Origin of the sequence: Burkholderia sp. LMG 13014 (assembly GCF_905232215.1) — a bacterium.
Taxonomy (GTDB): Bacteria; Pseudomonadota; Gammaproteobacteria; order Burkholderiales; family Burkholderiaceae; genus Burkholderia.
This window is the reverse complement of sequence record NZ_CAJNKE010000141.1, coordinates 1-12,266: the sequence shown is the minus strand read 5'-3', so window position 1 is coordinate 12,266 and position 12,266 is coordinate 1. Positions and strand designations below refer to the sequence as shown.

Annotated in this window: 10 protein-coding genes and 1 pseudogene; 2 read left to right on the top strand and 9 right to left on the bottom strand. The window is 66.5% G+C overall.

Features of this window, described 5'->3' with window-relative positions; all coding sequences use genetic code 11:
* The 5 genes and pseudogenes from JYJ84_RS16375 to JYJ84_RS16355 form a co-directional block, all read right to left on the bottom strand.
* Positions 1–242 (bottom strand): annotated as a pseudogene (locus JYJ84_RS16375) (hypothetical protein); the annotation flags it as partial.
* A 41-nt stretch (positions 243–283) separates the two neighbouring features.
* A complete protein-coding gene (ubiE, locus tag JYJ84_RS16370; protein ID WP_175221678.1) occupies positions 284–1,015 on the bottom strand; it encodes a bifunctional demethylmenaquinone methyltransferase/2-methoxy-6-polyprenyl-1,4-benzoquinol methylase UbiE in 732 nt (243 codons plus the stop codon).
* 53 nt (positions 1,016–1,068) lie between these two features.
* On the bottom strand, positions 1,069–1,482 hold the full coding sequence (locus JYJ84_RS16365; protein WP_122946246.1) for a gamma-butyrobetaine hydroxylase-like domain-containing protein: 414 nt from the start codon (positions 1,480–1,482) through the stop codon (positions 1,069–1,071).
* Entirely contained in the window at positions 1,479–1,922 is a 444-nt protein-coding gene (locus JYJ84_RS16360) for an HIT family protein (protein WP_174955593.1), read from the bottom strand. Before JYJ84_RS16360 ends, JYJ84_RS16365 begins: the two co-directional genes overlap by 4 nt.
* Positions 1,923–2,007: 85 nt before the next feature.
* Positions 2,008–6,033 carry a DUF3683 domain-containing protein gene (locus JYJ84_RS16355; protein ID WP_122946248.1) on the bottom strand — a complete coding sequence of 1,342 codons (4,026 nt, stop codon included), beginning with the start codon at positions 6,031–6,033 and terminating at the stop codon, positions 2,008–2,010.
* Between the two features lie 574 nt (positions 6,034–6,607).
* Between JYJ84_RS16355 and ilvA the strand changes: the two genes are divergently transcribed.
* Together ilvA and queF are read left to right on the top strand one after the other, a co-directional pair.
* The gene (gene ilvA / locus JYJ84_RS16350; RefSeq protein ID WP_122946250.1) at positions 6,608–8,131 is read left to right on the top strand and encodes a threonine ammonia-lyase, biosynthetic; all 1,524 of its coding nucleotides are present in this window, start codon (positions 6,608–6,610) and stop codon (positions 8,129–8,131) included.
* An 11-nt stretch (positions 8,132–8,142) separates the two neighbouring features.
* A complete protein-coding gene (gene queF, locus JYJ84_RS16345) occupies positions 8,143–8,967 on the top strand; it encodes an NADPH-dependent 7-cyano-7-deazaguanine reductase QueF (RefSeq protein ID WP_122946251.1) in 825 nt (274 codons plus the stop codon).
* A gap of 122 nt (positions 8,968–9,089) precedes the next feature.
* On the opposite strand, the gene JYJ84_RS16340 is transcribed toward queF, so the two are convergent.
* From JYJ84_RS16340 to JYJ84_RS16325, 4 genes are all read right to left on the bottom strand, one after another.
* Positions 9,090–9,509, bottom strand: a complete 420-nt coding sequence (locus JYJ84_RS16340) for a VOC family protein (RefSeq protein ID WP_122946252.1) — start codon at positions 9,507–9,509, stop codon at positions 9,090–9,092.
* Positions 9,510–9,689: 180 nt separating this feature from the next.
* Positions 9,690–10,076 (bottom strand): RidA family protein, encoded by a 387-nt coding sequence (locus JYJ84_RS16335; protein WP_011353171.1) that lies wholly within the window; start codon positions 10,074–10,076, stop codon positions 9,690–9,692.
* A gap of 124 nt (positions 10,077–10,200) precedes the next feature.
* Positions 10,201–11,682, bottom strand: coding sequence for an amidohydrolase family protein (locus JYJ84_RS16330; RefSeq protein WP_175221642.1), 1,482 nt, complete (start codon positions 11,680–11,682; stop codon positions 10,201–10,203).
* A gap of 2 nt (positions 11,683–11,684) precedes the next feature.
* A partial coding sequence (locus JYJ84_RS16325) for a MurR/RpiR family transcriptional regulator (protein ID WP_205189286.1) occupies positions 11,685–12,266 on the bottom strand: 582 nt, incomplete at its 5' end.

Genomic DNA, 12,266 nt, shown 5'->3' with positions numbered 1-12,266 from the left:
TCGGAGATGTGGATACGAGACAGCTGCTGCATCGGCTGCTGCGCGGGCGGCGTGGCCTGGCGCTGCGTGACGGTGGAGTTCTGACGGCCGATGCTGCGCCCGCCGCCCATGCGCTTGGCTTCGGCGTCGAGCGATGCGAACGTGCCGGCCGTGAGCAGGCCGACCATCAGCAGCGTGCCGACCCGTCGAGCCCACGGCTTCGACGGCTTGCTACGGTTGAACAACGAACGCGATTCGAACATCAGCTTCTCCGGATGTAAGACAAATGTATGGAAAGAACCCCTTAGTACTTGGTTCCTAGGTGTAAAGCTACCACGCCACCTGACAAATTGTAATATTTGACGGCATCGAGGCCCGCTTGTTCCATCATCGTCTTCAGCGTGTCCTGGTCGGGGTGCATCCGGATAGATTCAGCAAGATACCGGTAACTTTCAGCATCTTTCGCGAACTTGTCGCCAAGCCACGGTAATACTTTGAAAGAATACAGATCGTACGCTTTTTTCAGCGGATCCCAGACTTTCGAGAATTCCAGCACCATCACGCGGCCGCCGGGCTTCGTCACGCGGCGCATCTCGGCCAGCGCGGCATCCTTGTGCGTCATGTTGCGCAGCCCGAACGCGACCGTGACCACATCGAAGTAGTTGTCCGGAAAGGGAGTTTTCTCCGCATCGCACAGCAGCGACGGCGTCACGATGCCCTTGTCGAGCAGCCGGTCGCGGCCGACGCGCAGCATCGATTCGTTGATGTCCGTATGCCAGACCTCGCCCGTCGGCCCGGCCGCCTTCTTGAACGACTTCGTCAGGTCGCCGGTGCCGGCCGCGATGTCGAGCACCTTGAAGCCGGGGCGCACGTTCGCCTGCGCGATCGTGAACGCCTTCCACGCACGGTGCATGCCCGCCGACATCAGGTCGTTCATCAGATCGTAGTTGCTCGCGACCGAATGGAACACGCCAGCCACTTTCTTCGCTTTTTCGTTTTCCTCGACGCTTTCGAAGCCGAAGTGGGTTTTGCTCATCGCGTTGATCCTCAGTAAATGGCAAGACGGCGCCAAGCGGGCGCCGTCGAATTTCAGTGGCAGTGGCCGTGCGACGCACCCGCCGCCGGCATCGGGGCATCGCGCTCGACGCCCGCCGCCTTCAGTTTGTCGAAATAGTCGCGCCACAGCGCGTCCTGCTGCGTGGCCAGCTCGTACAGCAGATCCCACGAGTAGATGCCGGTCGAATGGCCGTCGGAGAAGGTCGGCTGCAGCGCATAGTTGCCGACGCCCTCGAGCGCGGTGATGGTCACTTCGCGCTTGCCCGTCTGCAGCGTCTCCTGGCCGGGCCCGTGGCCGCGCACCTCGGCCGACGGCGAATACACGCGCATCAGCTCGAACGGAATCCGGTAGCTGTCGCCGTTCGGGTACTGCAATTCGAGCACGCGCGACACCGCGTGCACGACGACGCCGGACGGAATCGGCGTCGTGGAAGTCAAACCGCTCATGGCTGCCTCGAATCGGTCATGCGTTGAATTTCCTCGCGCACCGCATTGTGCAGCAGCGAGGCCTGCGCGGCGCGCGAGCGCAGCAGCGCCTCGGACACGCTGCGCTGGCGTGGCGCCCATACGGGCTGCGGGAAATGGGCGTCGTTGGAAAAGCGCGGAATCACGTGCCAGTGCACGTGCGGCACCATGTTGCCGAGGCTCGCGAGGTTCACCTTGTTCGGCTGCATCACGCGGCGCACGGCCCGCTCGACCGCGTAGACCACGCGCATCAAATGGGCCCGCTCGGGCTCGCCGAGATCGGAGAACTCGGCCACGTGCGCGCCCCAGATCACCCGGCAGAAGCCCGGATACTCGTGCTCGCCCGTCGCGAGGACGACGCGCACCGCATCGTCCTGCCAGAGCAGCTCGCCGCCGTCTTCACGGCAAAACACGCATTCCATCGTCGCTCCCATGTGGACGGGCGCCGGCATTGCTGCGCCGGCGCCCGCTCATTCCTGGCCCGGTCGGGCGGTCGTCATGCCCGCATTAGACCAGCACGCGCTCGATCCCGCCATTGTTCGCACGTGCGACATAATCGGCCATCCAGTTCTCGCCGAGTACCTGGCGCGCGATTTCGACCACGATGTAGTCGGCTTCGAGGTTCGCATCCTCGCCGTAGCGCGACAGGCCCTGCAGGCACGACGGGCAGCTGGTCAGGATCTTCACGTCCGGGCCGTTCGCGGCCGCGGCGGCCGGCGCCGGCGCGTTGCCGGCCACGACCGGGATGCTGCGCAGCTTCGCGGCACCCTTGCGGATCTCCTCTTCCTTGCGGAAGCGGACCTGCGTCGAAATGTCCGGGCGCGTGACCGCGAGCGTGCCCGACTCACCGCAGCAGCGCTCGTTCTTCTCGATCTTGTAGCCGTCCTTCTCCGCGCCCATCAGCTCGTTGACGAGCTTCACCGGGTCCATCGTCTTGATCGGCGTATGGCACGGGTCGTGATACATGTAGCGCGTGCCCGACACGCCATCCAGCTTCATCCCCTTCTCGAGCAGGAACTCGTGGATGTCGATGATCCGGCAGCCCGGGAAGATCTTGTCGAATTCGTAGCCCGCGAGCTGGTCGTAGCAGGTGCCGCACGACACGACCACCGTCTTGATGTCGAGGTAGTTCAGCGTGTTCGCGACCCGGTGGAACAGCACGCGGTTGTCGGTGACGATCTTCTCGGCCTTGTCGTACTGGCCCGAGCCGCGCTGCGGATAGCCGCAGCACAGGTAGCCCGGCGGCAGCACGGTCTGCACGCCGGCTTCCCACAGCATCGCCTGCGTCGCGAGGCCGACCTGCGAGAACAGGCGCTCGGAGCCGCAGCCCGGGAAGTAGAACACCGCTTCCGAATCGACGGTGGTCGACTTCGGGTCGCGGATGATCGGCACGATCTTGTTGTCCTCGATGTCGAGCAGCGCGCGCGCCGTCTTCTTCGGCAGGTTGCCCGGCATCTTCTTGTTGACGAAGTGGATCACCTGCTCGACCACGGGCGGCTTGCCGACCGTTGCCGGCGGGTGCTGCGTCTGCTTCGTCACGACCTTCTTCAGCATGTCGTTCGCGAAGCGCTGCACCTTGTAGCCGGCGCCCATCATCACGCTGCGCGCGACGTTGATCGTCTGCGGGTTGGTCGCGTTCAGGAAGAACATGCCCGCCGCATTGCCGGCGTTGAACTTCTTCTTGCCCATCTTGCGCAACAGGTTGCGCATGTTCATCGTGACGTCGCCGAAGTCGATCTTCACCGGGCACGGCGTCGCGCACTTGTGGCACACCGTGCAGTGGTCGGCCACGTCGTTGAACTCGTCCCAGTGCTTGATCGACACGCCGCGGCGCGTCTGTTCTTCATACAGGAACGCCTCGACCAGCAGCGACGTCGCGAGGATCTTGTTGCGCGGGCTGTACAGCAGGTTCGCGCGCGGCACGTGGGTCGCGCACACCGGCTTGCACTTGCCACAGCGCAGGCAGTCCTTCACCGAATCGGCGATCGCGCCGATGTCGGACTGCTTCATGATCAGCGATTCGTACCCCATCAGCCCGAAGCTCGGCGTATACGCGTTGCGCAGATCGGCGCCTTCGAGCAGCTTGCCCTTGTTGAAGCGGCCGTTCGGGTCGACACGCTGCTTGTACGCGCGGAACTCGGCGATCTCGTCGTCGGTCAGGAACTCGAGCTTCGTGATGCCGATGCCGTGCTCGCCGGAAATCACGCCGTCGAGCGAGCGCGCGAGCGTCATGATGCGCGCGACCGCCGCGTGGGCGTCCTGCAGCATCTCGTAGTTGTCGGAGTTGACCGGCAGGTTGGTGTGGACGTTGCCGTCGCCCGCGTGCATGTGCAGTGCGACGAACACGCGGCCGCGCAGCACCTGCTTGTGGATCGCCTGCGCCTCGTCGAGGATCTGCTTGAACGCGCCGCCGTTGAAGATCGCGCGCAGTTCCGCGCGGATCTCCTGCTTCCACGAGATCCGCACCGTGCGGTCCTGCGTGATGTGGAACACGGTCGCGCCCGGTTGCTCGTCCGCGCGATCCGCGAACTTCTCGGCGAGCGCCTCGTAGCCGAGCTGCACGAGGTAGTGCTGCGCCTCGCGCAGCGGCTGGTCGAGCCGGTCGCGCACGAATTCCCAGCGGGCGCGCACGCGGCTGAGCAGCTCCAGCGCCTGCTGGACACGGTCTTCGAGCAGTTCGGCGCTCGGGATCTCGTTCGCGTCGTCGGTCTTGCCGAGCGGCAGGTTGCCGGCGCGGAAAAACGCTTCCAGTGCGTCGACGAGCTGCAGCTTGTTCTTCAGCGACAGCTCGATGTTGATCCGTTCGATGCCGTCGGTGTACTCGCCCATCCGGTTCAGCGGGATCACGACGTCTTCGTTGATCTTGAACGCGTTCGTGTGCTTCGCGATCGCGGCCGTGCGGCTGCGGTCGAGCCAGAAGCGCTTGCGCGCCTCCGCGCTGACCGCGACGAAGCCTTCGCCGCTCTTGCCGTTCGCCATCCGGATCACTTCGGACGTCGCGTGCGCGACCGCATCGGCATCGTCACCGACGATGTCGCCGATCAGCACCATCTTGGGGAATGAATTGCGCTTGCTCTTGGTCGCGTAGCCGACCGCGCGCAGGTAGCGCTCGTCGAGGTGCTCGAGGCCCGCGAGGATCGCGCCGCCCTGCTTCGACGTTTCGAACAGGTAGTCCTTGATCTCGACGATGCTCGGGATCGCTTCGCGCGCCTGGCCGAAGAACTCGAGGCAGACGGTGCGCGTGTGCGCGGGCATCTTGTGCAGCACCCAGCGCGCGGACGTGATGAGCCCGTCGCAGCCTTCCTTCTGCACGCCCGGCAGGCCGGCGAGGAACTTGTCGGTCACGTCCTTGCCGAGCCCTTCCTTGCGGAACCGGCGGCCTTCGATCTCAAGCATTTCGGTGCGCAGCAGCTTCTCGCCCGGCGCGTGCGCGCCGTCGAACCACTTCAGCTCGAAACGAGCGACCGCGATGTCGTGGATCTTGCCCTGGTTGTGCTCGTGGCGCGTGACTTCGAGCCAGTTGCCGTCCGGGTCGACCATCCGCCACCAGGCCAGGTTGTCGAGCGCGGTGCCCCACAGCACGGCCTTCTTGCCGCCCGCGTTCATCGCGACGTTGCCGCCGATGCACGACGCGTCGAGCGAGGTCGGATCGACCGCGAACACGTAGCCGGCCGCTTCTGCCGCCTCGGTCACGCGGCGCGTGACGACGCCCGCGCCGGAGAAGATCGTCGGCACCTTGTGTGCGACGCCTGGCAGTTCGGTCAGCTCGACCGCGCCGAGTTGTTCCAGTTTTTCGGTGTTGATCACCGCGGAGAACGGCGTGAGCGGCACCGCGCCGCCCGTGTAGCCGGTGCCGCCGCCACGCGGGATCACGGTCAGCCCGAGCTCGAAGCAGGCCTTGATGAGGCCCGCGATCTCGGCTTCGGTATCGGGGGTCAGCACGACGAACGGATATTCGACGCGCCAGTCGGTCGCGTCGGTCACGTGCGACACGCGCGACAGCCCGTCGAAGCGGATGTTGTCCTTCTGCGTGCAGCGGCCGAGTGCCTTGGTCGCGCGGCGGCGCAGGTCGGCCATCTTCTCGAATTCGTCGGCGAACTCGTTGACCGCGCGCTGCGCGGCGGTTTCGAGCATCTCGACGCGCACCGCGCGCTCGCGGCCCGCGTCGTCGCGGTGCGCGGTGAGGTCCGCGCTGCGGCGCTTGCCGATTTCGGTCAGGCGGTGATTCAGCGCCTCGATCAGCAGCGCGCGGCGCTTCGGGTTGTCGAGCAGGTCGTCCTGCAGGTACGGGTTGCGGCGCACGACCCAGATATCGCCGAGCACTTCATACAGCATCCGTGCCGAGCGGCCCGTGCGGCGCTCGGCGCGCAACTCGTCGAGCACCGACCACGCCTCTTCGCCGAGCAGGCGGATCACGATCTCGCGATCCGAGAAGGACGTGTAGTTGTAGGGAATCTCGCGCAAGCGGGGCGCGGGGTCGGCGGCGACGGCAGCAGCCGCGCCATGCGGATCGAAAACTTGTGGTGCGTTCATGTTCGGACGACTCGGAGGGCCGATACACCGTGCACGGGCGTCGGCAAGCGCGTGGGCGCAATCTTGGGGAAATCTGTTCTGTTACCAGGCGCGCGGCTGTCCTTCATGGGGCCGGAGCGGGCGACTCGCCCCTCCTGGCCGGCGACAGGGCCTGGCGGCACTCGGAACCATCAGCACGATCGCGCGCGGCGCGCATGCCGCTCCGCCGCGGGGGTGGCTGCGCGCGGCGTCGGCTTCAACGGGGCGATCCGAGGGTGCCTCTGCATCTTCCGATCCTTGATTCAAAACGGAATTCTAACCCATGATCGGGCCATGCGTGACACGTCGGACAGGTCGTGGGGCTATCCCCGCGAGCCGCGCCAGGCCTGGCTCGGCGCGATTTCGTGCGACCATTCGCCGTCCGTCCGGTCGGTAACCACGCAGTTAAACCGGTAAAAAAGGCCCCGCGAGCGCGCCGACGCGCCGCCCGCACGGCCCGCCAAGCGCGCACTCGGCATGCCGCTTGCATGCGGGCGGACCCTTGGCGCTATCATTGATCCTTTACCGTCTGCTTCCGCACTGCACGCGAGCGCCCATGGCATCCCACGATTACCTGAAGAAAATCCTCACCGCGCGCGTCTACGACGTCGCGATCGAGACGGAACTCGAATCCGCCCGCAACCTGTCGGCCCGACTGCGCAACGCCGTCTACCTGAAGCGCGAGGACAACCAGCCGGTGTTCTCGTTCAAGCTGCGCGGCGCGTACAACAAGATGGCGCACATTCCGGCGGACGCGCTCGCGCGCGGCGTGATTACGGCGTCGGCCGGCAACCACGCGCAGGGTGTCGCATTCTCGGCGGCCCGGATGGGCGTCAAGGCGGTGATCGTCGTGCCCGTCACGACGCCGCAGGTGAAGGTCGATGCCGTGCGCGCGCACGGCGGCCCGAGCGTCGAGGTGATCCAGGCCGGTGAGTCGTACAGCGATGCGTATGCGTATGCGGTCAAGGTGCAGGAAGAGCGCAGTCTCACGTTCGTCCACCCGTTCGACGATCCGTACGTGATCGCCGGCCAGGGCACGATCGCGATGGAAATCCTGCGCCAGCACCAGGGCCCGATCCACGCGATCTTCGTGCCGATCGGCGGCGGCGGGCTCGCGTCCGGCGTCGCGGCCTACGTGAAGGCGGTGCGACCGGAGATCAAGGTGATCGGCGTGCAGGCCGAAGATTCGTGCGCGATGGCGCAGTCGCTCAGCGCGGGCAAGCGCGTCGAGCTGAGCGAGGTCGGCCTGTTCGCGGACGGCACCGCGGTGAAGCTGGTCGGCGAAGAAACCTTCCGGCTCTGCAGCGAATATCTCGACGGCGTCGTGACGGTGAACACCGACGCACTGTGCGCGGCGATCAAGGACGTGTTCCAGGACACACGCAGCGTGCTCGAACCGTCCGGCGCGCTCGCGGTCGCAGGCGCGAAGCTCTATGCGGAACGCGAAGGCATCGAGAACCAGACGCTCGTCGCGGTCACGTCCGGCGCGAACATGAACTTCGACCGGATGCGCTTCGTCGCCGAGCGCGCGGAAGTGGGTGAAGCGCGCGAAGCCGTGTTCGCGGTCACGATCCCCGAGGAGCGCGGCAGCTTCAAGCGCTTCTGCTCGCTCGTCGGCGACCGCAACGTCACCGAGTTCAACTACCGGATCGCCGATGCGCAGGCCGCGCACATCTTCGTCGGCGTGCAGATCAAGCGTCGCGGAGAATCGGCCGAGATCGCCGCGAACTTCGAATCGCACGGCTTCAAGTCCGTCGACCTGACGCACGACGAACTGTCGAAGGAACACATCCGCTACATGGTGGGCGGCCGTTCGCCGCTCGCACTCGACGAGCGCCTGTTCCGCTTCGAATTCCCGGAACGGCCGGGCGCGCTGATGAAGTTCCTGTCGTCGATGGCGCCGGACTGGAACATCAGCCTGTTCCACTACCGTAACCAGGGCGCGGACTACAGCTCGATCCTCGTCGGGCTGCAGGTGCCGCAGGCCGATCGCGCCGAATTCGAACGCTTCCTCGCGGCACTCGGCTATCCGTATGTCGAGGAAAGCGCCAACCCGGCTTACCGCCTCTTCCTGTCGTAAAGGCGTCACGCATGCATCCCGAACATTCCCCGCTCGGCAAGGCCACCGTCTACGCCGCCCAGTACGACGCGTCGCTGCTGTTCCCGATCCCGCGCGCCGGCGCACGCGAGCAGCTCGGCATCACGTCGGCGCTGCCGTTCTTCGGCACCGACATCTGGAACGCCTACGAGCTGTCGTGGCTCAACGCGCGCGGCAAGCCGCAGATCGCCGTTGCAACCTTCTACGTGCCGGCCGAATCGGCGAACATCGTCGAATCGAAGTCGTTCAAGCTGTATCTCGGCTCGTTCGCGCAAACCAAATTCGACTCGATCGACGCGGTGCGCGACACGCTGAAGCGCGACGTATCGGCCGCATGCGGCGCGACCGTCTCCGTGCAGCTGGTATCGCCGCACGATTTCGGCAAGCTGGAAATGGACGAACTCGACGGGCTGTCGCTCGACCGGCTCGACCTCGACACCGACGTGTACGAACCCGATCCTTCGCTGCTGTCGGCCGCCGAGGACGAAGCGCCGGTCGAGGAGACGCTCGTGTCCGACCTGCTGCGCTCGAACTGCCCGGTCACGGGCCAGCCCGACTGGGGCAGCGTGCAGATCCACTATGTCGGGCCGCAGATCGACCACGCGGGCCTGCTGCGCTACATCATCTCGTTCCGCAACCACACGGGCTTTCACGAGCAGTGCGTCGAGCGGATCTTCCTCGACATCCTGCATGCGTGCAAACCGGTGAAGCTCGCGGTGTATGCGCGCTATACGCGCCGCGGCGGGCTCGACATCAACCCGTTCCGCACCAACTACAACCAGCCGATGCCGGACAACGCGCGCAACGCGCGGCAGTGACGGCGGCGGGCGGCCGCCGCGGTTTGCAATTGGCAACGCGCGGCGGTCACCCCATATAGAACAGCCCGGCCGGATGCATCCGGACGGGCTGTTTTTCATCGTGCAGAGAAGCGCGGCCGGCGTCACCCGCTCACCGGCCGCTCCGGAAGAATCTCCACCAGGCGCAACAGGTAGCCGTCGGGATCCTGTACCAGCATCTCGACCTGGCCATGCTCGATCTCGTCCTCCCGATACCAGGACGTGCGCGGCTCGACGAACAGCGTCACGCCTTCGGCGCGAATCCTGTCGAGAATGGGGTCGAGCGCATCGACCTCGATCTGCAGATTGATCCCGCGCCCGAACGGCGGCTCCAGCGGGCCGGTCAGCCAGCCCTCCGGGCTGTACTGCTCGAGCATCAGTTGAGCCCGCCCGAATTCAAGATAGACGAACCCGTCTTCCGGACGCTCGAAGCGAATCCGGAATCCCAGCACGTCGCGATAGAAGCGAACGCTTCCGGCAAGGTCCGAGCAGATCAGCTCCGGCACCAGCGCAGCCCATTCCATACATGTCCTCCCCGTACGGTCATGCGGCACATTACATGAACGGGCGGAATGCGTTGCGGCGGTTGCGGCCTCGGGCGCACGCCCGCCGGTCGGCCGACGCCCTGCACATGAAAAAACGGGCCCGGCGCACATGAATGCGCCGGGCCCGTTGCGTAGCGGCTCGCCGTGGCGGCGTTGGCGTTACTTCGCCGGCGCCTTGTACGCGATGCAGTCGACCTCGACCTTGCAGTCGATGACCATGCTCGACTGCACGCACGCGCGTGCCGGCGGATGCTCGCCGAAGTACGAGATGAACACCTTGTTGAACGACGCGAAATCGCGCGCGTCGTCGAGCCACACGCCGCAGCGCACGACGTGCTCGAGGCCGTAGCCGGCTTCCTTCAGGATCGCGATCACGTTCTCGATCGTCTGCTTCGACTGCGTGACGATGCCGCCTTCGACGACCTCGCCGTTCACCATCGGCGTCTGGCCCGACACGTACAGCCAGCCATCGGCCTCGACCGCGCGTGCGAACGGCATCACCTGGCCGCCCGTGCCCTTCGCTTCGCCTACGCCATATCGCTTCATCGTTTCACTCCTTGTGTGTGGACCGGCGCTCGCGCGTCAGCGCTGGCGTCGGCCCATGCAACGCACGGTTGCGGATGCGCGCACCGACGATGGCGCGCGCGGCAGATCGGAACAACCACCGCGCTCAGAACGCGGCGTCGGCACTCGCCGGCACGCGCTCGCCGCGCGCGACGAAGCCGCCGGCGCGCTCGCCGGTCGGCTGGCCGTTTTCATAAGTGAGCACGCCGTTCACCCATACGGCGTCGATCCCGTGCGCGGGCTGCTGCGGCTTCTCGAACGTCGCGGCGTCGATCACGCTCGCCGGATCGAACAGCACGAGGTCCGCGTGGTAGCCCACGTGCACCTCGCCGCGCCGCGCAATCCCGTAGCGGCGCGCGGACAGCGACGTCATCTTGCGGATCGCCTCCTCGAGCGGCAGCAGGTTCGTGTCGCGCACGTAGTGGCCGAGCACGCGCGGGAACGCGCCCCACAGCCGCGGGTGCGGCAGCGGATCGTTCGGCAGGCCGTCGGAGCCGACCATCGTCGCGGGATGCGACAGGATCCGGCGCACGTCGTCCTCGGACATGTTGTGGTACACGGCGCCCGCCGGGCGGATGCGCTGCGCGGCTTCCTGCTCGGTCACGCCCCACTCGGCCGCGATCGCCTTCAGCAGCTTGCCCGCCACTTCCGGGTGCGGCTCCGACCACGTGATCGTGATGTCGATGTCGCCCGTCACCTGCTTCAGGTCGAGCGTCGACGAGCTGCGGCTGTACGGATAGCAGTCGCAGCCGACCGGCTGGTAGCGGCGCGCGCCTTCGAGCGATGCGAGCACTTCGGTGCTGCGCCCCCAGTTCGACGGGCCCGCGCACTTCAGGTGCGAGATCACGACCGGCACGCGTGCATGGCGGCCGACCTGGTACGCCTCTTCCATCGCATCGAGGATCGCGTCGAACTCGGTGCGCATGTGCGTGGTGTACAACGCGCCCGCGTTCGCGAGCGGCTCGGCGAGCGCCATCACCTCTTCGGTGGGCGCCGCGAACGCGGAGCCGTACGCGAGGCCCGACGACAGGCCGAGTGCGCCGTTCGCGAGCGCCTCCTCGAGCTGTGCGCGCATGCCGGCGATCTCGCCGTCGGTCGCCGCGCGGTCGAGGCGGTCCATCTGGTTGTTGCGCAGCGCCGTGTGGCCAACGAGCGCCGCGACGTTCACGGCCGGACGCGCGACGTTCACGGCCGCGACGTAGTCGGCGAAGGTCGGGTACTGGAACGCACCGCGCTCGCCGAGCAGGTTCATCGGATCGGGCGGATCGCCCGCGAGCGTCACCGGCGACGCGCTGATCCCGCAGTTGCCGACGATCACGGTCGTCACGCCCTGCGAGATCTTCGGGATCATCTCCGGTGCGCGGATCACGTGCGTGTCGTCATGCGTGTGCACGTCGACGAAGCCCGGCGCGAGCGCGCGGCCGTTCGCATCGACGACATTCTCGGCAAGCCAGTTCGACAGGTTGCCGATCGCCGCGATCAGGCCGTTGCGGATCGCGACGTCGCGCGTGACGGGCGGCGCGCCGGTACCGTCGTAAAGCTGCGCGCCGACGATCAGCGTATCGGCGGCTTCGGGATGCGAATGCATGGTCAGTCTCCTACCGGTTGACGGTCTCCGCCGCCGCGGTGCGCATCGAGCGCGTGCTTGATGCGACGCAGCGATTCTCGGCCCGCATCACCGAGCCGCAAGGCGACTCCGGTGACGAGCACGTCGATCGCCATCATCATCGCGTAGCGCGATGTCGACGGCTTGTAAATGAAATCGGTTTCGAACGCGACGACCGGGATCAGGTGATCGGCCAGCTTCGCGAGCGGTGAAGCCGGCGCGGTGATCGCGATCAGCTTTGCGCCGTAGCGCTTCGCGAGCCGGCAGCTCTCGAGCAGCTCGGGCACGCGCCCGCTCACCGACAGCGCGACCACGACGGTATCGCGCGACAGCGTCGCGGCCACCATCCGCTGCAGCACGCTGTCCTGGTAGCTCGCGACCGGCCGGCCGAAGCGCACCAGCCGGAAGCGCAACTCGTCGGCGAGCGCGGTCGAGCCGCCGCCCTGCCCGTACACGTAGGTCATCTTCGCGCCGGCGAGCAGGTCGGCCGCTGCCTCGAACGACGTATTGCGCAGCAACTGATGGTTGTGCGCGAGCGCCACGCGGATCTCGTCGTAGACCATCGA

Bases quoted from the DNA above. Each gene is read 5' to 3' on its own strand.
- JYJ84_RS16340 (WP_122946252.1), bottom strand. From the start codon at position 9,509: ATGGAATGGGCTGCGCTGGTGCCGGAGCTGATCTGCTCGGACCTTGCC.
- queF (WP_122946251.1), top strand. From the start codon at position 8,143: ATGCATCCCGAACATTCCCCGCTCGGCAAGGCCACCGTCTACGCCGCC.
- JYJ84_RS16360 (WP_174955593.1), bottom strand. From the start codon at position 1,922: ATGGAATGCGTGTTTTGCCGTGAAGACGGCGGCGAGCTGCTCTGGCAG.
- JYJ84_RS16335 (WP_011353171.1), bottom strand. From the start codon at position 10,076: ATGAAGCGATATGGCGTAGGCGAAGCGAAGGGCACGGGCGGCCAGGTG.
- JYJ84_RS16355 (WP_122946248.1), bottom strand. From the start codon at position 6,033: ATGAACGCACCACAAGTTTTCGATCCGCATGGCGCGGCTGCTGCCGTC.
- ubiE (WP_175221678.1), bottom strand. From the start codon at position 1,015: ATGAGCAAAACCCACTTCGGCTTCGAAAGCGTCGAGGAAAACGAAAAA.
- ilvA (WP_122946250.1), top strand. From the start codon at position 6,608: ATGGCATCCCACGATTACCTGAAGAAAATCCTCACCGCGCGCGTCTAC.
- JYJ84_RS16330 (WP_175221642.1), bottom strand. From the start codon at position 11,682: ATGCATTCGCATCCCGAAGCCGCCGATACGCTGATCGTCGGCGCGCAG.
- JYJ84_RS16365 (WP_122946246.1), bottom strand. From the start codon at position 1,482: ATGAGCGGTTTGACTTCCACGACGCCGATTCCGTCCGGCGTCGTCGTG.